The sequence below is a fragment of the Pantoea sp. Ap-967 genome (assembly GCF_011752565.1).
GTDB lineage: Bacteria > Pseudomonadota > Gammaproteobacteria > Pseudomonadales > Pseudomonadaceae > Aquipseudomonas.
In genome coordinates, this window is record NZ_VWXK01000002.1 from 71,636 (window position 1) to 98,122 (window position 26,487).

Sequence of the window (26,487 nt, forward strand, 5' to 3'; positions counted from 1 at the left end):
AGTGTTCATGTGGCCACCGCGGGCGGCGCTCGATCTCATTCGAACTCCAGGCTGTACCCGACGCCGTACACCGAACGCAACGGGTCGTGGCCCGGGCTGATGGCCGTGAGCTTGCGCCGCAGGTTCTTCACATGGCTGTCGACCGTGCGGTCGGCGACCACCCGGTGGTCCTGGTAGATGTGGTTCATCAACTGGTCCCGCGACAGCACTTGGCCGGGCCGGGCCGCGAGGGCGGCAAGCATGCGAAACTCGACCGGGGTCAGCTCCATCGCCACCCCCTTGTAGCGCGCCTGAAAGGCCCGGGCATCGAGTTCCAGGCCCAGGCTCGGGGCCTGGGCGCCGCCACGGCGCAGCACGGCCTTGACCCGGGCGACCAGCTCGCGGGGCGAAAACGGCTTGCAGATATAGTCGTCGGCGCCCAGCTCCAGGCCCAGCAAGCGGTCGATCTCGTCAACCCGGGCCGTCATCATGATCAACGGCATATGGCTGAAGCCGCGCAGCTCGCGGCAGATATCCAGGCCATCGCGGCCGGGCAGCATCAGGTCGAGCAGTACCAGGTCGTAATGGTTCTGGCGAATGGCCGGAATCACCGCCAGGCCATCGGCCAGGTGCTCGACCGTGTAACCGCCCGCGCGCAGGTAGTCGCCCACCAGGGCGGCGAGTTTGGGTTCATCTTCCACCAACAAAATCTGGCTCATGCATCCTCCCCAGCGGCCGGCAAGGCCAGTTCCAGCAGCAACCCGCCCAGCGCCGATGCCTTGGCCGTGAGCTTGCCGCCGTGCACCTCGGCAATGCCCCGGCAGATCGCCAGGCCCAGGCCGGTGCCGCCGCTGGCGCGGTTGCGCGAGCGCTCGGCGCGGTAGAAACGCTCGAACAGGCGGGCCAGCGACGCGCTGTCGACGCCGGGCGCGGTGTCCTCGCACTGCACCCGCACCTGGTCGCCTTCCTGGAAGGCGCGCAACACAGTATGGCCACCCGCATCGGTGTAACGGCGGCTGTTTTCCAACAGATTGTGCAGCAACTGGCCGAGGCGCGATTCATCGCCCATCACCCACAGCGGTTGCCCCGGCAATTCCAGGCGCAGCGCCAGGCCAAGCTCGGCGAAGCTGGCGGCGAACGCATCGGCGACCACCGGCAACAGCACCTGCAGGTCGATGCGCTCGCGCCGGTACGTCGGGCCACCCACCTCGGCCAGGGACAGGTCGAACAGGTCGTCCACCAGCTTGCTCAGGGCGCCCACTTCGCCCTGCAGCGAACGCAGGGTATTGCCGTCCAAGGGGCGAATGCCGTCTTCCATCGCTTCCAGTTCAGCGCGCATCACCGCCAGTGGCGTGCGCAGCTCGTGGGAGATATCGGCCATGAAGTCGCGGCGCATGCGTTCGTTGCTGGCCAGGGTGGCGGCCATGCGATTGAAGTCGCCAGCCAACTGCCCGGCCTCATCGGCCGAGCGCACGGGCAGCTGGATGGCGTAGTCACCCGCCGCCAGGCGGTGGGTGGCGCTGGCCACCTCGCGAATCGGCCGCAACAGCGCCCGGCTTAGCCACCAGGCGATTACCGCCGTGGCCAGCAGGCAGGCCAGGCCGATCAGCAGGCTGGAACGCAGCTGGTTGAGCTGGAAGCGCCGGTCGCCCACGCTGGTCACCGATTGCAGGGGCGCCAGGGCCATCCAGCCGACCACCTGGCCCTGGTGGTGAATCGGGCGCAGCAACATGTCGCTGCTCGCCGCCTGGTAGCCAATGATCGGCCGGTGGTCGGCATCGAGCAGGGCAAAACGGACGAAGGCACCGGTGAGGTCGGACACCGTCAGCAGGCTGGGGTCGAAAGTTTTGTCGGGCTGGGCATCGTCCGGGCGCAGCAACTCGAACCATTGGTCCTTGTCCTGGCGAATGAACTCCCAGCTGCCATGGCGGGCATAGGCCTGCTCGACCCGCGGCACGATGCGCTCCATGCGCTCCTCGCCTTGCTGGTTGAGGTAGCCCAGAAAGCCGTATTTCAGGCTCACATAGGCGGCGAACACCATGCCCAGCACGGCGAACGCGCACACCGCGAGCATGGCGAGGAAAAACTTGCGGGAAAGGCTGACTCTCATGGCACCGCCGGCACGCTGAACAGGCCGCCATTGAAACCCGCAGGCCCCCTGCCTGCAAGGTAGGCCGGGCAAACTCCATGCTTTCTGCACAATGGCTGCACAATTGCCAAGCAGGCTTGGGCCATCGAAATCCATCGGCTCGGAGCCTGCGATGCCTACTTTATTCCACTCGTTGATGTTTGCCCGTTCGCCCCTGGCCCGCGCCCTGCTGCTTGGCGCCGGCCTGCTGGTGATCGGCGGTTGCCGCGAGGCCGAAACCGCCGACGCAGCGCCGCCGCTCCAGGAAGTGGCGGTGTACGAGGTGACCACCGCCGCCCAGGCGCTGACCACCACCCTGCCCGGCCGCGCCACGGCGCACCTGGTGGCCGAGATTCGCCCGCAGGTGGGCGGCATCATCCAGAAACGCCTGTTCAACGAGGGCGACACGGTCAAGGCCGGCCAGGCCCTGTACCAGATCGACCCGCAGCCCTACCAGGCGGCGCTGGCCCAGGCCCAGGCCACGGTCAGCTCGGCCCGCGCCACGCTCAAGGCTGCCGAGCTCAAGGCCAAGCGCGATGCACAGCTGGTGAAGATCGACGCCATCAGCGCCGAAAGCAATGAAAGCGCCCAGGCCTCGCTGCTCGAAGCCCAGGCCAGCCTGCAATCGGCGCTGGCCGCGCAGCACACCGCACAGATCAACCTCGACTACACCCGCATCACCGCGCCGATCGATGGCCGCAGTGCCACCTCCTCGGTCACCCCGGGCGCGCTGGTAACCGCCGAGCAGACCACGGCGCTGACCACCGTGCAGCAACTGGACCCGATCTACGTCGACTTCACCCAGCCCAGCAGCACGCTGCTGCGCTTCAAGCGCGAACTGGCCGAAGGCAAGCTGGCCAGGAGCGGGCAGCAAGACGCTGCGCGCATCAGCCTGGAGCTGGAGGACGGCAGCACCTATGCCCACGCCGGCACCCTGACCTTCAACGGCGTAAGCGTTGACGAAAGCACCGGCAGCGTCACCTTCCGCGCCGTGGTGCCCAACCCCGACGGCCTGCTGATGCCGGGCATGTACCTCAAGGCCACCGTGCAGGAAGGCGTGCAGAACGACGCCATCCTGGTGCCGCAGCAGGCCGTGAGCCGCGACGAGCGCGGCGACGCCACCGCCCTGGTGGTGGTTGACGGCAAGGTGCAGCAGCGCGAACTGACCCTGGCCCGTGCGCTGGGCAACCGCTGGTGGGTCAGCCAGGGCCTGGCCGCCGGTGACCAGGTGATCGTCCAGGGCCTGCAGAAGGTGCGCGTCGGTCAGCAGGTGCAGATTCAGGCACAGGCTCAGGGCAGCGCCCTCACCGCCATCAACGACAGTCACTGAGGCGTATTACATGGCACGTTTCTTCATCGACCGGCCGATTTTCGCCTGGGTCATCGCCATTCTGGTGATGCTTGGTGGCGGCCTGGCCATCTTCCAGCTGCCGCTGGCCCAGTACCCCAACATCGCGCCGCCGCAGATCAGCCTCAGCGCCACCTACACCGGCGCCTCGGCCAAAACCATGGAAGACTCGGTAACCCAGGTGATCGAGCAGCAGATGACCGGCCTCGACGGCCTGACCTACATGTCGTCGAGCAGCAGTTCGTCGGGCAGTGCCAAGGTCACCCTGACCTTCGCCGCCGGCACCGACATCAACACCGCGCAGATGCTGGTGCAAACCAAACTGGAGCAGGCCAAGGCGCGCCTGCCCGACAGCGTGCAGCAGCAAGGCATCGAGATTCACAACTCGGCCAGCGACTTCCTGATCATCGTTTCCCTGGTGTCGGACAACCCCGATGTCAGCGCCACCGATATCAGCGACTTCATTTCCAGCACCCTGTATGACCAGATCAGCCGGGTCAGTGGCGTGGGCCAGGTCACCACCCTGGGTTCGAGCTATGCCATGCGGATCTGGCTCGACCCAGACAAACTCAAGCAGTACGCACTGATGCCCTCGGACGTGAGCAGCGCGCTCGAAGCGCAGAACGTCGACACCTCGGCCGGCCAGTTGGGCGCCCTGCCCGCCCGCGCCGGGCAGCAGCTCAACGCCACCATCAACGCCCGCAGCAAGCTGCAGACCGCCGCGCAGTTCCGCGACCTGGTGCTCAAGCACAACAGCGCCGGCGCCGTGGTGACCTTGGCCGATGTGGCCCGGGTGGAGCTGGGCAGCGAAAGCTACGACGTGGTCGCCGAGCACAATGGCCGGCCCTCGGGCGGGCTGGCGGTGAGCCTGGCCACCGGCGCCAACGCCCTGGACGTGTCCGAGGCGGTGCAGGCCAAGCTGGCCAAGCTTGAGCAGTTCTTCCCCAGCAAGCTGCAGTTGCGCAGCGAAGTGGCCTACAACACCGCGCCGTTCGTGAAGATCTCCATTGAGGAAGTGGTCAAGACCCTGTTCGAGGCCATCGTCCTGGTGGTGCTGATCATGTACCTGTTCATGCAGAACCTGCGCGCCACGCTGATTCCGGCGATTGCCGTACCGGTCGTACTGCTTGGTACGTTTGGTGTACTGGCCATGCTCGGTTACTCGATCAACACCTTGACCATGTTCGGCATGGTGCTGGCCATCGGCTTGCTGGTGGACGACGCCATCGTGGTGGTGGAGAACGTGGAACGGATCATGGCCGAAAAAGGCCTGGCGCCCCGGGAAGCCACACGCCAGTCGATGGGTGAAATCAGCGGCGCGCTGATCGGCATTGCCGTGGTGCTCTCGGCGGTGTTCGTGCCCATGGCCTTCTTCGGCGGCTCCACCGGGGTGATCTACCGGCAGTTTTCGGTCACCCTGGTGGCGGCCATGGCCTTGTCGGTACTGGTGGCCATGACCCTGACCCCGGCCCTGTGCGCCACCCTGCTCAAGCCGGTGGCCCAGCATGGTACGCCGCGCAAAGGCTTCTTCGGTTGGTTCAACCGCCACTTCGAGCGCACCGCCGAGCGCTACCAGGGCGCCGTCGGCCAGGTGCTGGCGCGCCCCCTGCGTGCGCTGCTGGTGTACGCCTTGGTACTCGGTGGCGTGGCGTTGATGTTCCACAAGCTGCCCAGCGCATTCTTGCCCGAAGAAGACCAGGGCATGCTGATGATGCAGATGACCCTGCCGGTCGGCGGCACCGACGAGCGCCTGCAGGCGGTCAGCCGCCAGGTGCAGGACTACATGCTGCAGCAGCCGGAAGTGGACTCGATCCTGACCGTGCGCGGCCTGGGCAACGGTGGCAACGCGCAGAACTCCGGGCGCGGCTTCATCAAGCTCAAGGACTGGAGCGCGCGCCAGGGCGAGGCGCACAGTGCGGCCGCCGTGGCGCAACGCGCCAACCGGGCACTGTCGAGCATCCTCGACGCCAATGTGTTCGTCATCGCCCCGCCGGCGATCCAGGGCCTGGGCCAGAGCTCCGGCTTCGATGTGCAACTGCAGGACCTGGCAGGCCTGGGCCATGCCGAACTGCTGAAGGCACGCGATCAGTTCATCGCCCTGGCCGCCAAGGACCCGCGCCTGGCCAACGTGCGCGCCCAGGGCCTGGAGGACACCCCGCAGCTGGACGTTGCCATCGACGACCGCAAGGCCGGGGCCATGGGTGTTTCGGCCAGCGACATCAACAGCACCCTGAGCACGGTGATGGGCGGCAGCTACGTCAACGACTTCATCGATGCCGGGCGGGTAAAGAAGGTTTACCTGCAGGGCGAAGCCGACAAACGCATGCAAGCCGAGGACATCGGTGCCTGGTACGTACGCAACGACAGCGACGCCATGGTGCCGCTGTCGGCCTTCACCAGCACCTCGTGGAGCACCGCCTCGCCGCTGCTGGAACGCTATAACGGCTTCGGCGCCTATGAACTGGTCGGCGAGCCTGCCGCCGGGGTGAGCTCCGGCGATGCCATGGCCGCGGTGGAGCAGATCATGGGCCAGTTGCCCGAGGGCGTCGGCTATGCCTGGACCGGGCAGTCGTACCAGGAGCGCCTGGCCGGTAACCAGGCCCCCCTGTTGTACGCCATTTCGATTCTGTTCGTGTTCCTGTGCCTGGCGGCCTTGTACGAAAGCTGGTCAGTGCCGTTCGCGGTGATGCTGGTGGTGCCGGTGGGCATCCTCGGCGCGCTGCTGCTGACCGGGCTGCGCGGGCTGGCCAACGACGTGTACTTCCAGGTCGGCCTGCTGACCACGGTGGGCCTGGCGGCGAAGAACGCGATCCTGATCGTCGAGTTCGCCAAGGAAGGCTACGAGCGCGGCCAGGACCTGCTTAGCGCCACCCTCGAAGCCGTGCGCATCCGCCTGCGCCCGGTGCTGATGACGTCGCTGGCGTTCATTCTCGGGGTGCTGCCGCTGGCCCTGAGCAGCGGCGCCGGTGCCGGCGGGCGCCAGGCCATCGGCACCGGCGTGCTGGGCGGCATGCTGGCTGCCACGCTGCTGGGCCTGTTCTTCATTCCCTTGTTCTACGTGCTGGTGCAGCGCCTGGCCGGCCGCCGTGCTACCCGCGCCGATACCGTTGCAGGAGAAGCCTGATGCGCTTGACCCCACTTATTCTGGCGCTGGCCCTGGGCGGCTGCGTCAACCTTGCCCCCGACTACCAGCGCCCGGCGGCGCCGGTGGCCGAGCAGTGGCCTGGCAGCAACGCCAGTGCCGCCAGCAGCACCACCCAGGTCGACATCGCCTGGCAAACCCTGTTCGTCGACAGCCGCCTGCGCGACACCGTCGCCCAGGCCCTGGCCAACAACCGCGACCTGCGGGTGGCCGCGCTGAATGTCGAATACCAGCGTGCCCAGTACCGCATCCAGCGCGCCGCGCTGTTCCCGGCGCTGTCGGCCAGCGCCGACGGCACCCGCCAGCGGGCGCTGTCCAACGGCAGCACCACGGTCAGCAGCCAGTACAGCGTGGGCCTGGGCATCAGCAGCTATGAAGTGGACCTGTTCGGGCGCCTGGGCAACCTCAAGGATGCGGCGCTGGAGCAGTACCTGTCGCTGGAGCAAACCCGCCGCAGCACGCAGTTGAGCCTGGTGGCCGAAGTGGCCAGTGCGTGGATGACCTTGGCCGCCGACCAGCAACTGCTCAAGCTGGCCAACGACACCTATGCCAGCCAGCAGAAAACCTATGCCCTGGTGCAGCAGAGCCATGGCCTTGGCGGCGAGTCCGGGGTCAGCCTGGCCCAGGCGCGCAGCACGGTCGAGTCGGCCCGGGCCGATGCGGCCAACTACCAGGGCCAAGTGGAGCAAGACCGCAATGCCCTGGAGCTGTTGGTTGGCCAGCGCCTGGACGACAGCCTGCTGCCGGGCCAGAACCCGCTCGACAGCACCCTGCTGGTCAGCGTGCCGGCCGGCTTGCCCTCGACCTTGCTACAACGCCGCCCCGACGTGCTGGCGGCCGAGCACACGCTGAAGGCGGCCAATGCCGATATTGGCGCTGCGCGCGCGGCGTTCTTCCCAAGCGTCACCCTTACCGCCAGTGGCGGCAGCGCCAGCAGCGCGCTGTCGGGGTTGTTCAAGGGCGGCAGCGGTGCCTGGAGCTTCGCCCCATCGGTCAACCTGCCGATCTTCAACGCCGGCAGCAACCGCGCAAGCCTGGATGCCGCCAAGGTCACCCGCGACATCGACGTGGCCAGCTACGAAAAAGCCCTGCAGACCGCCTTCAGCGAAGTGGCCGATGCCCTGTCGGTGCGCGCCCACATCAACGAACGGCTCGATGCCCAGCGCAACCTGACCGAGGCCACCCGCACCAGCTACACCCTGTCGCTGGCGTTGTACAAGCAGGGCTCGGACAGCTTCCTCGACGTGCTTGATGCACAGCGCTCGCTGTATTCGGCCCAGCAGTCGCTGATCAGCCTGCAACTGGCCGAGCAGGTCAACCGGGTGACCCTGTACAAGGCCCTGGGGGGTGGCTGGCAGGGATAACCGTTTTTTCACATCCGCTTCACCGGTGCACCACAACCGCGCAGTTAAGGTGCTGGCCATTCTCGGGTGGCCCGCCGTTGCGGCCCGCCCGCTGTCTTTGGACTTCGGAGTGGCTGCATGCTGGAACACACGATCACGATTCCCCAGCGCGCACCGCGCGCCAAACGCCGCTCGCGCGCATGGCTGGCAGCGGCGGCGCTGCTGGCCTTGGCCGGCGTTGGCCTGTGGCAAGCCTGCGCCACCCAGGTGGCAGACCTGGGCAGTGTGCAGCAGATGCATGTCCACGGCGTCTACAGCGCCCTGGACAACGACGAGGTGATCGTCCTGGTGCGCCATGCCGAGCGCTGCGACCGCTCCAACCATGCCTGCCTCAACGACCCCGCCGGTATCACCCGCGAAGGCAGCCAGGCTGCCGCCGCCGTGGGCGATGGCCTGCGCCGCCTGGGCCTGGCCGGCGCCGACACCCTGGCCAGCCCGGAGGTGCGCACCCAGCAGACCGCCGCGTTCGTCTTCGGCAAGCCCATCGAAACCCAGGACTGGCTGGCCCGTTGCGACGACACCTTTGCCCGTGCCGCCTTGGCGCACAAGCGCGAGGGCCACAACCTGGTGCTGGTCACCCACAGCGGCTGTATCGACTACCTGGAACGCCGGCTCGGCGTTGCCGGGGGCGACCGCTCGCCGGGCTACGCCAGCGCGCTGTTCATCCGCAAAGGCAGCAACGGCAAGGCCGAACTGCTGGGGCAACTCAATCCCAACCAGTGGCAAGCACTGCTCAGCCAGACAGGGAAGTAAACATGCCTGCGCCATCACGCTCCGCGTTCTACCTCACCAACCTGGGGCTACCGCTGTTACTGGCGGTGGTCACCTTCCTGGCCTTCGACCTCACCGAGCTGGACCGCTGGCTCAGCAACCTGCTGCTCGACCCGGTCAGCGGGCAATTCCCGCTGCTGCACGATGCCTGGTTCGAAAAGGTCACCCACAAGTGGCCGCGCATCCTGCCGAACTGGACGGGCGAAGCGGCGCTGATCGGTTCACTGCTATCGTTGATCTGGCCGTTGCTGGTCAAGTACCCCAATGCCTCGATCACCCGTGGGCTGAACAAGGCGCGCATCAGCCCGTTGCTGCAGTTCACCACCCGCTACCGGCGCGACCTGTTCTACGTGGTGGTGGCGTTCGCCCTGTGCACCACGGTGATTCACTACCTGAAAAGCCACACCAGCGTGTATTGCCCGGTGGAAACCACACTGTATGGCGGTAGCCAGGCGCGGGTGGAGTGGTACCAGAACTTCCGCTGGTTCAGCGAGGCCGGCGAAGGCCGCTGCTGGCCGGGCGGCCATGCGTCCAGTGGTTTCACCTTGATGGCCTTGTATTTCGTAGCCCTGCGCCACCGCTGGCAGCATGCGCGCACTTTACTGGTGGCGGTGTTGTTGATCGGTTTCGTCTACGGCACCACCCGTGTGCTGCAGGGTTGGCACTTCATGTCGCACACCTTCTGGGCCGGGATATTCGTGTGGTTCACCAGTTTCGCCAGCGCCTTGTGCTTCTATGGCCGCCCGGCCTTGCAGGCGCGACCGCACGCGGTTGCAGACAACCTGCGCGCAGGTGCCTATGCTTGAGCAGCCCCCTTGCCCAGGAGCCTGCACATGCCCAACCCGGAAACCGCCCTGCTGAACAGCTGGCAACACAACGCCCAGGCCTGGATCGCAGCGGTACGCGGCGGCGCCATCGAAAGCCGCCAGCAAGTCACCGACCGGGCGATGCTGCTGGCGATTCTCGGCCGCCAGCCCGAACGGGTACTGGACCTGGGGTGTGGCGAGGGGTGGTTGCTGCGCGCACTGGCCGACCGCGGCATCGAGGCGGTGGGGGTGGATGGCGATGCCACGCTGGTGCAGGCAGCGCGCCAGGCGGGCTCGGCGCAGGTGTACCAGGCCAGCTATGAACAGCTGGCGGCGAGTGAGGTGAACATAGGCAGTGGCTATGACCTGATCTGCGCCAACTTCGCCCTTCTGCAGCAGGACATCATTCCCTTGCTGGCGGCCATGAAAGGGCTGTTGGTGGCTGATGGCGCCTTGGTGATCCAGACCTTGCACCCGTGGGGGGTGGCCGGTGGCGAGTACCAGGACGGGTGGCGTGAGGAGTCGTTTGCTGGGTTCAGTGGAAACTGGCGGCCCATGCCGTGGTATTTCCGCACCTTGGCCAGCTGGATGAATGCGCTGGACATGGCGGGGTTTCGTTTGTTGAGCCTGCAAGAGCCACAGCACCCGCAGAGCCCGGTGCCGCAGTCGTTGCTGTTGGTTGCTCAGTAGCCTGTGCGGGCCTCATCGCGAGCTTTGCTCGCTCCTACGGGATGACCGCAGCCTGGTAGGAGCGAGCAAAGCTCGCGATACGCTGGCATGGGCGACAAGCCCCTTGAACTTCCCCGCTGCAACCCGCTAGCCTGCGCTCCCCCCTTCCCGGATGGACCCCGCACCATGCAACCGCGTGACCTCGCCGCCTACCTGTTCCTGGCAATCGCCTGGGGCTTTTCCTTTCTGGTGGTGCTCAAGGTGGTGCACGCCTTTGGCTGGGTTGGCGCGGTGAGTTTTCGCGCATTGATTGCCGGGGGCACTCTGGCGGTGCTTGCCGCCCTGCTCGGCCGCGCCCTGCGCCTGCGCCCGTTGCTCAAACCGCTGACCGTGGTGGGCGCCACCACCGTGGCCGGGCAATTGATCGGCCTGTCCTACGCCACCCCGCGCATCGGCACGGCCATGGCGGCGATCTTCGTCGCCAGCATCCCGCTGTTCTCGATGATGATCGGCCGGGTGTGGGGGCTGGAGAAAATTTCCCGCCAGGGCCTGGCCGGGCTGTTACTGGGCCTGCTGGGCATCGTCATGCTGGTGGGGTTCCCGGCGCAACCGGTGACCGAGGCCTTCATCCAGGGCTGCCTGGCCTCGCTGTTTGGCTGCGTGTGCGCAGCCTTTGGCAGCAATTACGCCAGCCTGCACCTGCGCGGGCAAGACCCCTGGACGGTGACCGGCGGTGCATTCCTGGCCGGAGGCTTGCTGACCTTGCCCTTGCTGCTGGTGGTGCCGGTGCCGACCGTGCCAGGGGCCGGCGACTGGCTCTACCTGCTGCTCAGTGGCGGCGTGATGAGCGCCACCACCTATGTGCTGTACTTCGGCCTGGTGGCACGCATCGGCGCCACCCGCACCATCAGCGTCGAGTTCGTGGTGACGTTGGTGGCCGTGGTGGTCGGCGCGCTGTTCCTCGGCGAAGCCTTGAGCGCGCTGCAGGCCGCAGGCGGCCTGGTGATCCTGCTGGGTTGCATGCTGGTGCTGGGCCTGCTGCCCAAGCGCGGCAAGCGCCTGCCCAGTTAACGCTGGGCAGTGGCGTCGTCGGCCGGTGGGGTCAGGCGCAGCACCCGGTTGCGACCGCCTTCGGCGAGCAGGTAGCCGCCCTTGCCATCGGCCACGATCGACTGCGGCGCCTTGAGGAAGGTCAGCTCCACGTGCTGGGTGCCCTCGGCATCGATGCGCAGCAGGCGCGCGCGGTGGGTGTTGTCTTCGCTGATCCACAGGCCGCGCTGGTCGCACATCAGGAAAGTGGGGTGACGCAGGCCCTGGACCACGACCGGGTCGTTGCCGTCGTCGGCCAAGGCGCGCACGATACCAGTGCCCTTTTCGGTATACAGCAGGCGACCGTCATGGCAGCGGGTCAGGCCTTCGGTTTCGCTGAGGCCCGAGCGCAGCACATCCAACTGGCCGGTCTGCCAGTCGTAGCGCATGAGCCGGCCATCGCCCTTGCGGTCTTCGATGGCAAAGAGGTGATCGCCGTCATTCCACAGGCCCTGCACGCTGAAGCCTTCGAACAAAGGTACGAACTGGCCGTCGCGGTACAAGGTGACAGGCGCCTGGCCGCCTTCCTGGCTGAACACCCAGCCGCCCTGGGCGGCAACCATGCCATCGGGTTTGGACAGGTTGTTCAGCAACACCACGCGGTCACCATGGGCGGTGATCTTGAGGATGCTGCCATGGCCATCGTCCAGCTCACGGCTGACCAGCAAGCTGCCATCGGCCTGCGGGAGCAGCGAGGCGGCCTTGTCCACGTCGCGGTGCAGCACCTCGACCTCCCAACCCTTGGCGGCCTGCACCGGATAGAAGGATTGCCAGGCGAAAAAGCCCAGGGTGGCGGCCACCAGGCCGGCGGCGGCGGTCAAGGCGATGCGGGTGCTGCGCTGACGCAGGATGGGCATGGATTCTGGGCTCCTTTAGGTTGGGCAGGATCCTAGCAAGAGGATGTGAAAATTTTGTCATGGCCTGACATTGGCATTCAGTTACTGAATGTTGAGTATTTCAACATTTAATTTGTGGATGGAACGGCCGTCGCCCTATGCTGTTCGGGCATCCCCTGCACGCACCGGCCGGTGTGGTTCAAGGCATGGGGAGAGAACAACAAGTCGAGACCGTTCATGTCGAATCACTCCTACTTCGCCCCCCACGGTGGGCACCCAGCTCAAACCGAGCTGCTGACTGACCGTGCCATGTTCACCGAAGCCTATGCCGTGATCCCCAAAGGCGTGATGCGTGACATCGTCACCAGCCACCTGCCGTTCTGGGACAAGATGCGCATGTGGGTCATCGCCCGCCCGCTGACCGGCTTTGCCGAAACCTTCTCCCAGTACATCGTCGAAGTGGCCCCGGAAGGCGGCAGCGAGCGCCCTGAGCTGGACCCGAACGCCGAAGCCGTGGTGTTCATCGTCGAAGGCGAGCTGGACATCACCGTCGAAGGCAAGCACCACACCCTGACCCCAGGCGGCTACGCCTTCCTGGCTCCGGGCGCCGAGTGGAGCCTGCGCAACAACAGCAAGGCCAACGTCACCTTCCACTGGCTGCGCAAGCACTACCAGAAAGTCGAAGGCCTGGCCGTGCCTGAGTCGTTCGTCACCCACCGCGACAACGCCACCGTCATCGAGATGCCGGGCACCGAAGGCCGCTGGGTCACCACCCGCTTCGTCGACATGGCCGACATGCGCCACGACATGCACGTCAACATCGTCACCTTCCAGCCAGGCGGCGTGATTCCATTCGCCGAAACCCACGTGATGGAGCACGGCCTGTACGTGCTCGAAGGCAAGGCTGTGTACCGCCTGAACCAGGACTGGGTGGAAGTGGAAGCCGGCGACTTCATGTGGCTGCGCGCCTTCTGCCCGCAAGCGTGCTACGCCGGCGGCCCAGGCAAGTTCAGCTACCTGCTGTACAAGGACGTGAACCGCCACGTGCACCTGACCCTCAACCCGCAGCGTTGAGCCATTGGGGCCGCGCTGCGGCCCATCGCGAGCTATGCTCGCTCCTACCAGGGGCGTAGCTCGCATTGCGTTTCTGCCCCGCCTGGCAACTTCTCTGTTTGCCGCTCATACTTCAATAACCTACCTCCACACATGGTGCACAGCATGAACCGCTGCTTGCTGCTGGCCATCGTGCTGTTTTCAACCTGTGCCCTTGCCAGCGACGACTGGAAACTGGCCTACGACCGCGAAGGCATACGTGTCTACCTGGCGTCCGCCAGCGACTCGCCCTACCAGCAATTTCGGGGTGTCAGCACCATGAAAGCCAGCGTGCGCACGCTCACCGACCTGCAGGAAAACCTGCGGGTGGCGTGCAAGTGGCTGTATGCCTGTGAACAGATGCGTTTGCTGGAAGTCGACGGCGACACCACCTGGGTGTACCTGACCACCAACCTGCCTTGGCCGACATTGCCGCGCGACATCGTGCTGAAGGTCACCAGCGAGCGGCTCGATGACGGCACGCTGGTACGGCACCTGAGTGCCGACCCGCGCAAGGTGCCGGAGGAAAACGGGCTGATCCGCGTGCAGCGGCTCAGTGGCGAGTGGGTGATGAAACCCCTGGGCGAACGGCAAACCGAGGTGACCTACCAGTTGCAGGCCGACCCGGCCGGGGATGTGCCGGGGTGGTTGGCCAACCGGTTCGTGGTGGATGCACCGGTGGTGACCTTGAGAACGTTGAGGGCCGTGGCTGAGCGCCAGCCTTGACGGCCCTTTCGCCGTAGCCTCAAAGCAACAGGTTACCCCGCTCCTCCTCGGTCAACTCCCCCCGCGCCCGCTCATCCAACTGCCCGGCCCCCAGCACCTGCACCGGGCTCTGGCGGTTGTACTGCGGGTTCAGGCTCGCGCCATCCTGCCCCGGCACCAGCCGCTCGCCACCAAAGCCCAGCACCCGCACAGTAATCACCGACGGCTGGCGCTGGCGTGCCGCTGCCTGCTGCTGGCGCCCCACCTCCTCTGCCGCCTGGGTTGCCGACGATGCCGCCGCACTGGCCGAGGCGATCGCCCCGGTGTTCACCGACGCCACCACCGGCATGCCCTTGGCATCGCCCTGCACCTGGATGTTGGCAGCGTTCACCACCTGCAGCGCGGCGATGTTGACGTTGCCCGACACGCGGATGCCCGCTTCGCCGGCATCGATGGTGCCCAGCGGCGCGATCAGGTCGATGTCCCCGGGCGCCACTTCGGCGATGGGGTTGAGCGTGGCGATACCGGCGCCGGTACTCGGCACCGACGGCGCCAGGGCAACGTTGCCCCACAGGTCGTAGGTGCGCTTGGGCGGTGTATACACCACGGTGGTTTTCGAGCCACGGCCGGCGTTGATGTCGCCTTCGGCCGACCAACCGAGGATCGAGCCGCCGAAGGTGGTCATGATGCGGCTCTGGCCCAGCAGGATGCTGCCTTGGGCATACAGCTGGATATCGCCACTGCCCTGGGTGATTACCCCCGCCGTGGACGGCGGCGCCTCGCCCTCGATGCCGAACACCTGCTGGCCACCTGGGGTGAGCACCTGGATATCGCCACCGAAATCGGTGTGGATACCCGCGCCGCCGTAGAAGGTGGCGTTGCCGCTGTAGCTGATCGGGTTGCCGGCCACGTCCTTTTCCGGGAACAGCGCGGCAATCGCCTGGCGGCCACGCAGGTAGCTGCCAGTGCGCGGGCCGTCGACGTCGGTGTACTCGCGGCCACCTTCACGCAGCTCGGCGAAGTACATCTGGCGGGCGAAGATGCGCTGCTGCTCGGCTGGCAGCGTGGCGAAGTAGGCCCGGGCCGCTTCGCTGTCGCCCTGGAAGGCGAAGCGCTCGCCCAGCCAGGTGACCAGCTCCTGGTCGTAGACCTTGGCGACCTTGTCGGGCTGGCTGGCCAGCGAGGCGCCAGTATCGAGCAGGTTGCTCGGGTTCAGGTAGCGCTCTAGCAGATTGCGGTAATCGGCCCCCTGCGCACCGGCACCGACCAGAACAGCGATGGAAGCCCCGTCATTGCCCGAACCACTGCCGTCGATGCGGCCAATGCTGTTGATCGACGCCTCTTGATAAGCAGAGCCGATGCCCTGCCCGGACTGGTACAGATCACGCCCGGCCACCACTTCCAGTTGCCCAGGGCCGGCGACGTTGAACGTACTGAGGCGGATATCGCGCCCTGCACTGACCAATGAGACATCATTGCCATCACCGTGAATGATCAAGTTACCGGTGCTGGTAACCGGTCCCCAACTGGTGCTCAACACGCTATTGGTGGTGCGCGACGTTTGCAGCGGAACGCCTGCGTTGACGATGTCGCGCCCGGCCATGATGCGCACCGGGCCACTGCCTTGGTACAACGTGCGGCCGCTTAGTTCGTAGGTCAGGATCTCGCCTGTAGCCAGGCCGACGATATCGCCGTCCAACGCATAGAAACGCACCGGCGCCAGGGGGGCCACACCTTGGCTATAGGTATTGACGTCGTAGGTGTAAAGCGGGAAGTCGTTCGGCTCGCCTTGTAGATCGGCATGCAGGTTGCCCGAAAGAATCGCGCCTCTTTCGCCAATGCCGGCAAACGCGGGGCGTTGCGGGGTGGCGATGGCCGAACTGTCGGTACCTGCCTGGCTGACCACGTAGCCACTGGCGTAAATGGAGTCACCGGCGAGCAGCTCAAGCGCGGTATTGAACGAAGGCGCAACCATCAGCGAATTGGGCGACGACGCCCCAATCCGCGTGCCTACTGCCGAGCTGCCGTAGTACAGGCTTCCATTGGCAGCCACTGCACTCAGCGCGGTCGGGTAGAAGATACGGCCATCATACACAGGCAAGTTGGTACTCGGGCTCGCGCCGTCTACAGTGACCACAGGCACCAGGTTGCCGCCTGAGCTCATCAAGCTTACCGACGTAGTCGGACGCCAGAGCGAGAACCAGCTGTAACCCTCGCTCGGATAGGTGATACCGTCATCACCCAGGTACGGCGAGGTATTGAAGGTAGACACACGGCCAGGGTCGCCGACGCCTTGCACCACCATGTCGCCACGCGCCTGCAAGCGAACACCGCTATCGCCCACCATCAATGCCAACCCGCCCATGGCATTGGCGCGGCTTGAGGTATACGGGTCGTACGCCCGCGACTCGTTGTTGTCATGGGCGACCGAGTAGCTGCCATAGAGCTGTTCCAGCACGCCGACACTTTGCGCGTCCACCTGCAACGCCCCGCGCACGTTGACCAGCGTGCCTTGCAAGTCGATATCGGCCCGCGCTGAGCCGGCCGCCGCGTAACCGGGGTTGATGCCACCACCGACACGCAGGTTCAAGTCACCGCCGCCGGTTTGCACCAGACGCCCGTCAGCGTCGATCCGGCCGGAGCTGGCCACCACCAAGTCCAGGCCCTGGCTGCGCTCTACGTCGCTGTTCAGGGCATTGCTGGCTTGCTGCAAGCCAGCAGCGCCGGTCACCCGGACGTCCAGATTGCCCCCGCCCAGCGTGCCGATACCGGTGAAACCCACCAGCCAGGGGTCTGTCGCGCTGGTGCTAGGTTGCTGTGCGTAGGTGCCGAAATTGATCCACCAGGCTGCCGGCGTATCGGCATCGCTTTGGCCTTGCCGCCACAGCCAGTTACCCACCGAGGCCGTGGCTTGCTGCGGCCGCACACCGGAAGCACTGAGCTTGCTCGCCATCAGGTTGCCGAGCAGATCGCTGCCGGCCTCGACATACAGGTTGCCGCCTTGCTCGGGGTACCAGGCTTGATAGGCTTGCGCCGTCGCCGCTTCATAGGCTGCCCCGGCCTGCCCCAGCAACGTACCGTCGGCTTGCACACCGCGAAGGCCTTGATGAGGGTCAGCCCCGTCGACCAACAGTGCCGCAGAAGGCGTACCTGCCGTGTACACACCGAACAACGAGTCCATGCGCCAGTCACCGGCGCTGATCAGGTCCAGGTCGCCAGTGCCGGTACGCAAGACACTGAACAGCTGGGTTTTCGGCGTGACGATGAGCCGGTCGCGGGTGGGCTCACCGCCTTGGCCTGGGTCGTCAATTTCCGAGCACCATTCAGGAATGATCTCACAAAAGAAAATCTGCTCGTCAGGAACACGATCACCCGGCGGATTACCTACTCCATTGATATCGGACCAAACCAGCACTTTCTTCGGTTCGATAAAGGTGCACCAATCAGGGATGATCTCGCAGAAGAAGATCTGATCTTCAGGCACGGGATCACCCGGCGGATTGCCTGCCCCATTGATATCGGACCAGACCCAGCCACTGGCAGGGGCGGTTCCGCCGCTCCCGGGCTCCAGCAAAAGGTCAGCAATGTAGTGTTGGTCGGCAAGACGCAGTAGGCCGGCATCCGGCTCGGGGCGTGTCAGGCGGCTATCCGCCGCCTCCAGGTCGGCACCGGCAACCAGGCGCATCGACCAGGATTGCGACCCTTGCGGCAGCATCTGCGCCAGCGCCCAGTTGCGCCCCTGCTGGCCATCGACCGATGGCCGCAGTTCGATCACATCGAGGTCTTCGGCAAGCTTGACATCGACACCCGCCGGCAAGCGCGCGCCCACGGCCAGTTCCAGCGGGCCGCGCTGGCTCAGCCCGCCTGCCGGCAGCGTTACACCTTTGCTCCAGACGCCGCCCAGCACGGCCATGGCCACCGGTAAACGTGAACCCGCGTCGAAGTAGGTGCCGCCCGGTAAGGTGACCGATTCGGCCAGCAGCGTACCGGCGGCGTACAGCAGGTTGCCCTGGGTGTCGCGCACGGCCGCGTCCAGCACCGTGCCCGCCGGCAAGGTGAGGCTAGCAGACAGCTGCAAGTCGGTTGGCAGGCGGGTGTTCGCCGGCAAGGTAGTATCGGCGAATGGCAGGTCGAAGTTGAGCTGGCTGCCCTCGGGATACAGGGTTCCCTCGGCCAGTTCCACGCCACTGCGCGGGATCACCAGGTCGCTGTCGAACGGTTGCTTGCCGGGTAACAGCAGCCAGCCGCGCCCATCGGTACGCGCCTCGTCGCTGGCAGAGTCCGGCGGCGCGAAACCGTCGTTGATACTGCCATAGATTTCCAGGTTGCCGCCTGCACGCAACACCAGGTTGCCCACCTCGCCCGAGCCATAGACCGAGGTTTTCTGGGTGAGCAGGTTGATGCTGTCGTAGCGATGAGCCGACAGATCAAGGTCACCCTGCACGATCAGGTCGGTCTGAGTGTCGCGGGTGGCGATTTCCAGACCAGGGCGCAGATGCAACGCCTGGGCATAGGCCGCCGTGGTCAGCCCGGCCAGGCGGGTGTCACGAAGATCACGGTTTTTCAGCAGGTTCTCGATGAAGGTGGCATTGAGCGCATCTTTGCCGTCCAGATAAGCCTGGTCGATGTACTGGAACGGTCGGCCGCTGGCCGACAGCCCGCCATCGGGGGCATCGGTGTAACGCTGGTTACCCACCACGGCGATGGTGCGTGCACCGGTAATGTCCAGCGCGCCACGTGCTTCGATGGCGATGTCACCCACGGTGTCGCCACCCACCCGCGGGGCGATCAACTGCAGGGTACCGAGGCTGCGCCCGTCATGCAGGTTGGGGCCACTGCCGGCAGCGGCCGAGGTGCCATGGCGCAGGTCGAACGCAGCACCACTGGCGAGGGTCAGCAGGCCCTCTCCGCTGTTAAGCTCGATCACCGCACGGTTCGGTGCATCGATGATCGCGCCGTAGCTATCGACCCGCAGCACGCTGCCATGGGCGTCCAGCCGCGCACCACCGTTGACGGTCAGGCCTTGTTTGGCCGCCAGGCGGATGCTGCCTACGCGCTCGCCGCTGGCATCGACCAGGCCGTTGACGGTGAGGTGGCCATTGTCGAGCGACAGGCTGATCTGGCTGGCCTTGAGCTCATCGCCCAACACCAGGTCACCCTGCTTGATCTGGAAGCTGCGTGCACCGAACACCTGGTCGCGGTTCAGGCGCTGGTTCAACCCCGTGAAGTCGTCCAGCCACTGGCCGCGAAAGTTCACCTCGGCAGCGGCGTAGGGCACCTGGGTGCCGCCTGCGTCGTAGTAACCGCTGGCAGCGCCGAGTATCTGCCCAAGCAGCTCGATGTGCCCCGCCTCACCCAGTGCGGTGGCAGTCAGGCGCCCGGCGCGGTTGTTGCTGGCGCTCAGGTCGATCTGTGAGGCCGCTGCCTGGCGAATGCTGCCGGCCTGGCTGGCCAGCACCAGATCGCCGCCCCAGCTGTAGCGGGTGACATCGTTGAAGGCCAGCGCGCGGCCGGCCAGGTCGATACGTGCGGTGTCGCCGAGCAGCACATCGTCGATGGCATCGAGGGTCAGCTTGCCGCTGGGCAGGCTGAACGTACCGTCGACCACCACACGCTGGCCGCTCAGCGCCAGTTCGGCACCCAGGCTGTCCCGTCCGGAGGCCAAGGCGCCCTCACCTGCCGCGACACGCACCTCGCCACCGGCCTGGATGCGGTTGACCGAACCGGCAGCACCGGTCCAGAGCGGCGTGCTGACCTGCAGGTCGCCGCCGCTGTACTGGAAGGTGCCATCGGCCTGATAGGTGCCGCGCTGGTGATACACCTGCAGGCTACCAGTGTGGTTGGCAGTGACCTGGTGGCTGGCGCTGATGTTGACCAGGCCGAAGCCCAGCGTCTGCCGCGCCATGTCGGCGCTACCATTGGGCTGGCTGTTAGGGCCATAGCCAAAGGTCATGTCCTGCACCTGGATATCCAGCACACCGTCGCCGCTACCGGCCCCTCCGGTGATCGGGGTGCCTGCAAGGGTTTGCGCGCCCTTCCAGACCAGGCTGCCGGTGCGAATGCTGGCGCGGTCATCGACGCCACCGGCGCCATAGATGGCTGGCGTACCGAGCACCAGGTCCTGCAGGCGGTTTTGCCCCGTCAACGGGTCGAAGGTATCGAGCACGGTGGTCCCGAAGAAACTCATCGAGTCGCTGGCCGATAAGGTCAAGGATTCGAGCGCCGGTACCTGCTCGTCGGCATTGCCCTGGAACAGGCGGTCCAGTACCTGTTGGTTCAGGGTCAGGCCGGCACCGAGCACACCGGCCTGCGCTGCGCTGTTCAACGCCTGAAGTGAGCCGACGTTGATCCGGCCAACGGCCAGGCCCAGGTGTCGGCTGCCGAAGCGGACCTGGTCGCCGAGGCTGAAGGTATTGTTGGTGACGGCGAACAGCGAGCCTTCGGAATACAGGCGCGTCTGGCCCTGGCAATCACCTGTCGGGCAATCGCCGATGATGATCGAGCCTGCGCCATCAAAGCTGGTACCAGTAGTGGGTGGCTGGATATCCATACGCCCGTTGGACACAGCCAGCATGGCCCGCAGGCCTGGCGACAACAGGTAGCCGTTCGACGCATCGAACGGCACCGCGCCCTGGCCCAAGGTGCTGACTGTCGCGCCCTGTTCGATGAAGATGCCACCGCTGACGGTACTGTTGAACATCCACACTTCGCCGGCGCTTAGCTGCGCGCCGGAGCGCAACCACAGGTTGCGGTTGTAGCCTTCAAACTCCACCACATTGCCGCCCTGGCCATAATTCACGATCGGTCGGGCACCGATACTCAGCCGTGGCGCATGCAAGGCTGACAGCTGGCTGGCATACAGCGACGCGGTATCCTCGCCAGGCAATGTACTCTGCGTGCCATCGGCCAGCAGTTCGATGCCTTCGTTAGGGCCAAGCACGGTGGCATAACCAGCTGCACCGTCCTTGGCTGCACTGAATTCAACCGTCCCGGCAAAACGAAGTTTGTCCTCGGCATTCACCCCAGCGGTGAAGGTGAAGGTCAGGCCCTTGCCATCGGCCTCGATGGCCGCACGGGGCACCCCCTTGGTGGCAGCATCGGCCGCGACGAAGGCCGCGTAACTCATTTCGTTGTATTGGGAATATTTGCGCAACGTGTCGGCGGCGGTGACGATCACCTGGCTGGAAACCGGCTGGGCGATGCCCGTGTTGACCACCGACACGCGGCCCGAGGTCGCCCAGGAGCCGTTACGCAACGCCAGGCTGGCGCTCTGCTTGCCAGTGCCCGCCAGGCCATTGAGTTCCACCCGATACGCACCCGGCAACAGCGCGTAGCTGGCAGGCAACAAGGTGTAGGTACCGGCGACCAGGCCCGGTATGCCGTGGTCCAGGGTGATCTGCTGGCCAATGCCGGGGTCGCTGACGCCGGCTTCAGCGGCCAGCGGTGCATAGTCCACTGCAAGGCCCGGGACGATGGCATACACCGGGTTGCTCGACAGCGATGGCAACACCAGCTGGCCGTCGCTGTCGAGCTGCACCAAGGGGTTGTAACGCGCATCGGTGGAGCCGCCACGCCCAGAGATGAAGCCTGCACCGGTGAGTTCGCCCCCACCGGACAGGTCGATCAGCGCGCCTGCTTGTACATCGACCTGCGCTGCGGTCAAGCTCACACCACGGCTCGCATCGCCTGCGGCGCCCAGCAAGCTGACGCTTTTGCCGTCGTACAGGTAATTCAGGCCGTCGACGGTACCGCCATACGGCATCTGCACGCCCGCTGCGCTCACCGAGGTGATGCTGCCTGGCAGCAGGCGCAGTTCCTGCACCGGGCTGCTGGCGTTGCCGATGGCGATCTGGCCAAGCGGCGCACGCAGCACGCCGCCCTGTTCCACCGTTCCGGCAAGCAGTTCCAGGCGCCCGAACACCGACAGCGGCGCTGCCGGCGTGGCGCCGTTGCTGGCGATACGCAAGGTGGCATCCTGGGTGGTTTCGACCGAGGCGAAGGCGCCGGTCACCGGGTAAATCTGCGCGGCTTGCAAGGTGAGGTCGGCATTGCTGATCAGGCGAGTGCGGTCACCGCTGCCCACCAGCCCGAGCAAGCGGATATCACCTGCACTGACCAGGCTGGCCAAGCCAAAACCTCGACGGTCAAAGGTCAGGCTTTGCCCGTCGCTGTGGGCCAGGGTGCCGTGCGCCCCCAAGGTCAACACGTCGCGCACTTCCAGCAGGTTTGCCTCGACAAGCAATGTGCCCTCGCTGGCTTGCTGCGACAGCCCGCCTTTCACTGTCGGGCGCTTGGCCACATCGGACCCCAGGTGGTTGCTCCCGGCCAGGCGTACGAATGGCGCCTGCAGGTGTACGTGGGCCTCGTCGCCCGCGCCCTCGCTCAACACCAGCGAGCCAGCATACAAGCGCATCTGCTGGGCCATGCCCAGTTCGATGTCGCCGTCGAAGGCCAGCACGCCGTCGCTGAGCAGGTCGAGGCTGGTGAAGCCCGCTGCCTGGATCTGGTCCACGCTCAGGCGGCCCTGACCGTAGGCTGGCATACCCTGGTTTTGCGCCTCGCTGTGTTGCGTCAACAGGAGCTCGCGGGGCACGTTGAATGCGTCGGCCACATAAGCGTTCAAGTACAGGCCGGTATCCAGGGCAACGGCAAGGGTCCCGCCCGCCGCGCCGGCCCCACCGGAAACCGCGCTGAACCCGCCGTCGAGCTGCAGCCCGTTGTTCGACGCCAGGCTGATGCTGCCACCGGCACTGGCGACCGCGACCTCGCCCTGGCCAGGTACGTAGAGAGCCGCCTGGGCACCGTTGGCGCGCAGTTGTGAGCCCTGCTCCAGTATCAGGAACAGGTCCATGGCTTCGCTGGTGCCCTTGGCATGGTCGATCTCGCCACCGATGACGATGCTGCCGCCTGCGTCCACCCGCCCGTAACGGCGTCCAAGGCTGTCGAGGGCCACGTAGGCCTGGCCGGACACATCGATCGATGCATCGCTGCCCAGGCGAATCGAGCGTTCATGGGGCAACTCGGCAATGCCGGTGGCCGCCAGCGAAGGTTTTTCCTGCAACAAGCTGACCGTGCCACCCAACGCTTGCAGGCTGCCCTCCAAGGTGATTTGCGCCGTGCTGCGCAAGGCGATGTTTTGCAAGGGGTCGACAGTGATAGCAGCGCCCTTGCCAATTGCCAGTACGGCAGCCTCACGCTCGGCCTGGCCTTGCAGAATATCCCCTGCGGCCAGGGTCAAACTGGCGCCCTCGCGTTGGCCAAGTTCACCGGCCGGTGCGTTTTCGAGCAACAACGGCGGCAGCCAGGGCGCTGCCTGGTCGCTGACCGCCCGGCCAGCATTGAGCGCTTGCACGGGCCGGGTTACCTGCACCTGGCTGCCTTCGGCAACCGTCAGGCCGCTGCCACCGCGCACGGTGTACTGGGCGAAGCCAAGGTTGAAGAAGTCGGCTGCCAGATAAACGCCGGCGTCAGCCTGGGGCTCGCCGCCGATCTGCACCTGGCCACCGCGGATATCGAGCGTGCCGGCCCCCGTGCTGCCGTAGCCACGCACCTGACCGTCTAGTTGCAGCTGGCTTGTGGCGTCCGCGCCACCTTCACGGGCGTTGGCCGCCACCTGCAAGGTCAGGTTGCCACCATTGCCACCCAGCAGGCGGTTGTTCTCACCGCGCACGATACCGCCGGACACATCGAGCAAACTACTCTGGCCCAGCACCACATCGCCGGAACTACGCAGCGACAGGTCGCCGCCATTGCGCATGGCGCTGGCCGTGGCGGTGTTGAGCTCACTGCGCACCCCGCTGGCGTCCAGTAGCACGCCGTCGGCAACGCTTACGTGCGCACGGGTGCCTTGCGGGGTGGCCAGGGCGCGCTCGACAAGCGCCCCGCCATTCATGTCAGCAACCACGTCACCCAGGCTGATACTGCCTGCCTTGGCCACCAGGTCGGCGTTAACCTCCACCTGCGGGCCATGCAACGCCAGCTGACCGCCATCGGCCAGGGCCACGGCACCGTCAACCTGCACAAGCTCGCTGGCAACCACGGTCAGCCCGCCGAGGCCGAAGGCGCTGAGCTGCTCGCTGTCCAGCACCAGGCGCCCTCGGCGCGTTTCATCCAGTGCGCTGTCCAGGTCGACCGAGGCGCTGGCCCCGGCTGCGCCGCTTTGCAGCCGTACCTGTTGCATGACCGGGGCCAGGCCATAGGCGAGCTCTTTGCTGGCCACGATGTAACTCGGCGTTTGCTGGCCGATCACCAATTGTGCGCCTCGCGCCTGGGCCGAGTGCGTCTGCTGGTAGCCGTCCAGTCCCTGTACCGGCGCCTGCACCTGGCGTTCGTCCTGCCAGGTTTCCCCGATCAGTTGCCCGTCGAGCACCGCGCTCTGGGTTGTCACCACAAGGCTGCCGGCATCGCGGCCTACGGTGTAGCCCTGCTCGAAGCGCTGCTGCGGGGCGATCAGCGGGTTGTAATACACGGATGTCTGGCCCCAGCGTTCGCTGATGTCCTCGTAACCTCGATAAACGCCGGTGTACAGCAGGTCGCCGGGCGCCTTGGACACCTCGTACAGGCGCCCGTCGACGCCACGCAGCCAGCTTTGCTGAATCACCCCGTCCTGCACGGCCAGGGTGCCCCCGGACAGGTTGATTTCGGCGCCGGCACGGGTTACCAGGTCCTGGCCGGTGAAGGTCAGCGTGCCGCCCTGGGCCATCCACTCGCCCACACTGTGGTTCTGCGTACCCAGGTAGCCTGCCACTTCCAGCAAGCCGCCGGCGGTGTACCAGCGCTCGTTGGCATAACCATTGACCCCAGCCGCGACATGCACCAGCTCGCGCACATCGACCCACACGTCGCTGTTGATCAACCCGCCTGCGTCGCGGTTGCCCGCCGCATCGCGCTGCTCGTTGCCTTGCACGTTGATCTTGATGTTGTTGCTTTCCATCGCCACCTTCACGCCCAACGCACCGGCGACGTCGATGTGCGCGCCATCGTCCACCAGGCTGCGCTGGCCGGCACTGACGGCGACCTGGCCACCAGTGGCCAGGGTCAGCGAACCGCTCTGGAAATGCACGGTACCGCCGCTGACCACCTCGACACGGGACTGGTCGGTGCGGTCAGCCACGGTGCTGAGGTTGTCGAAGTGGCCCGTGGCGAGGTTGCCCTGGCCCTGTTTGACCGCTTCAAGGGAGGCTTGGCGCTGGCTGTCCAGGGCCTGGCTTTCGTCCAGCATGATCGCGGTCACGCTGCCCTGGCCGAAGCTCACGCTACCGGTGCTGTCGCTGGCGGCGTTGAGCAGGTGGATGCTGCCCCGGCGGTCCACCGAAGTGCTGGCCAGGGCTACACCGTTCTGTTGAACCTGGTGCCCGGTCAGAGTGATGTCGCCGCCTGCGGCCTGGATCAGGCCTGCGTTGCGCACAGTGCCTGCCTGGCTGTTGCTGGCTCGGCCAGTGGCAACCTCGTTGCCGCGGGTAGTGGAATACTGGTTGGCAGTGGTGCCTTGGCCACGGCGGATATAGAACTCATCGCCTGCCGCCAGGGTGGCCTGGCCCTTGGGGCTGATGATCTGGCCTTCGTTGCTCACCTCGCTACCCAGCAGCAGCACGTAGCCGCCCCCGGTGGTGGAACTGGCCGGCTCCTGGGTCTGGATTTGCGCGCCACGCTCTACCAACACGCTGCCTGCAGCCTGGCTGAAGGTGGCCTGGCTGCCGGTGGTGTCCACGTACAGGCCGCGCTGGGTGAATTGCTCGTCGCTGATCTGCGCTGCCGCTGCCACCAGGTTGCGCACGTTGACCTGGCTGGTGCCGCTGAACACCACACCGTTGCGGTTGGCCAACATGACCGTGCCGGGGGCCTCGATCTGGCCGTGAATCTGGCTGGGGCGTGCGTTGGGGTCGTTGACCCGATTGAGCACTGCCCATTCGGCCTGCTGGGCGAACTTCACCGTGGTGTCGCGCCCTACGTTGAAGGTCTCCCAATTGAGGATCGCTTTGTCGGCAGTCTGTTCGATGGTGACCTGGGTTTTGCCGTTGGCTTCGGCCTGTTGCGGCGCCTTGGCGTTCAGCCAGCCCTGGGTCAACGGATTCTCGTCGACCTTCAACCCGCCTTGGCCCAGGCCGTTGGGCACCACTTGCGGCTGTACCTGGGCCAAGGTACGCCCGGCAGCCTGCGCGGCCTGCTGGGCGGCGATCGCCGACACTGTGTTGTTGAGGTTGTTCAAGGAACGCTGGAACTGCTGGTTCAGGCGTTGCTGCTGGGCCAGTGGCGGTGGCGTGCCCGGCACTTGCGCGGCGGCCCCGGCACTGCCCGATGCTGGCGCGGTCGATGCCCCCTTGGCCGCGAACCAGGCCGAACTGAAAGGCTGCGCAGCCTGGGCCGTGCCCGCCAGCATCAACAGCGCGATGGCCTGGGCCAGCGGCTTAAGCAGCAAAGGCTCGGCAGCGGCAGGCTTGCTGCGACGTTGAACGGCTGGAGCTGGGAGGTCTGGCTGGGTCATGCCGCGCGACATCGCTTCGGTTCCTTGTGCGGAGT

Annotated in this window: 13 protein-coding genes; 9 read left to right on the top strand and 4 right to left on the bottom strand. The window is 66.0% G+C overall.

Translation table 11 applies throughout. From position 1 onward, the window contains the following. Nucleotides 1-35: 35 nt before the first annotated feature. Together F3J45_RS02865 and F3J45_RS02870 are read right to left on the bottom strand one after the other, a co-directional pair. Nucleotides 36-698 (bottom strand): response regulator, encoded by a 663-nt coding sequence (locus F3J45_RS02865; RefSeq protein WP_167057055.1) that lies wholly within the window; start codon nt 696-698, stop codon nt 36-38. Then, nucleotides 695-2,089, bottom strand: coding sequence for an ATP-binding protein (locus F3J45_RS02870; protein WP_167057058.1), 1,395 nt, complete (start codon nt 2,087-2,089; stop codon nt 695-697). Before F3J45_RS02870 ends, F3J45_RS02865 begins: the two co-directional genes overlap by 4 nt. Before the next feature lie 151 nt (nt 2,090-2,240). On the opposite strand from F3J45_RS02870, the gene F3J45_RS02875 reads away from it, so the two are divergent. From F3J45_RS02875 to F3J45_RS02905, 7 genes are all read left to right on the top strand, one after another. After that, a complete protein-coding gene (locus F3J45_RS02875; protein ID WP_240164516.1) occupies nt 2,241-3,437 on the top strand; it encodes an efflux RND transporter periplasmic adaptor subunit in 1,197 nt (398 codons plus the stop codon). A 10-nt stretch (nt 3,438-3,447) separates the two neighbouring features. After that, complete coding sequence (locus F3J45_RS02880) at nt 3,448-6,579, top strand: efflux RND transporter permease subunit (RefSeq protein WP_167057061.1); 3,132 nt, start codon at nt 3,448-3,450, stop codon at nt 6,577-6,579. Further along, nucleotides 6,579-7,961 (top strand): efflux transporter outer membrane subunit, encoded by a 1,383-nt coding sequence (locus F3J45_RS02885; RefSeq protein WP_167057064.1) that lies wholly within the window; start codon nt 6,579-6,581, stop codon nt 7,959-7,961. The genes F3J45_RS02880 and F3J45_RS02885 overlap by 1 nt, the downstream gene beginning before the upstream one ends. Nucleotides 7,962-8,078: 117 nt before the next feature. Continuing rightward, complete coding sequence (locus tag F3J45_RS02890; protein ID WP_167057067.1) at nt 8,079-8,753, top strand: histidine phosphatase family protein; 675 nt, start codon at nt 8,079-8,081, stop codon at nt 8,751-8,753. Between the two features lie 2 nt (nt 8,754-8,755). Then, the gene (locus F3J45_RS02895) at nt 8,756-9,577 is read left to right on the top strand and encodes a phosphatase PAP2 family protein (RefSeq protein ID WP_167057070.1); all 822 of its coding nucleotides are present in this window, start codon (nt 8,756-8,758) and stop codon (nt 9,575-9,577) included. A 27-nt stretch (nt 9,578-9,604) separates the two neighbouring features. After that, the gene (locus F3J45_RS02900) at nt 9,605-10,267 is read left to right on the top strand and encodes a bifunctional 2-polyprenyl-6-hydroxyphenol methylase/3-demethylubiquinol 3-O-methyltransferase UbiG (RefSeq protein ID WP_167057074.1); all 663 of its coding nucleotides are present in this window, start codon (nt 9,605-9,607) and stop codon (nt 10,265-10,267) included. Between the two features lie 165 nt (nt 10,268-10,432). Then, the gene (locus F3J45_RS02905; protein ID WP_167057078.1) at nt 10,433-11,317 is read left to right on the top strand and encodes a DMT family transporter; all 885 of its coding nucleotides are present in this window, start codon (nt 10,433-10,435) and stop codon (nt 11,315-11,317) included. Here the strand turns inward: F3J45_RS02905 and F3J45_RS02910 are convergent. Continuing rightward, complete coding sequence (locus F3J45_RS02910; RefSeq protein WP_167057081.1) at nt 11,314-12,192, bottom strand: hypothetical protein; 879 nt, start codon at nt 12,190-12,192, stop codon at nt 11,314-11,316. The genes F3J45_RS02905 and F3J45_RS02910 overlap by 4 nt on opposite strands. A 216-nt stretch (nt 12,193-12,408) precedes the next feature. Here F3J45_RS02910 and F3J45_RS02915 point away from each other — a divergent pair, with 216 nt between their 5' ends. Then, nucleotides 12,409-13,245 carry a bifunctional allantoicase/(S)-ureidoglycine aminohydrolase gene (locus F3J45_RS02915; protein WP_027918838.1) on the top strand — a complete coding sequence of 279 codons (837 nt, stop codon included), beginning with the start codon at nt 12,409-12,411 and terminating at the stop codon, nt 13,243-13,245. A gap of 144 nt (nt 13,246-13,389) precedes the next feature. Then, nucleotides 13,390-13,989, top strand: coding sequence for an START domain-containing protein (locus tag F3J45_RS02920; RefSeq protein WP_167057084.1), 600 nt, complete (start codon nt 13,390-13,392; stop codon nt 13,987-13,989). 19 nt (nt 13,990-14,008) lie between these two features. Here the strand turns inward: F3J45_RS02920 and F3J45_RS02925 are convergent, their stop codons facing one another. Further along, complete coding sequence (locus F3J45_RS02925) at nt 14,009-26,464, bottom strand: filamentous hemagglutinin family protein (RefSeq protein ID WP_167057087.1); 12,456 nt, start codon at nt 26,462-26,464, stop codon at nt 14,009-14,011. Between the last annotated feature and the right edge of the window lie 23 nt (nt 26,465-26,487).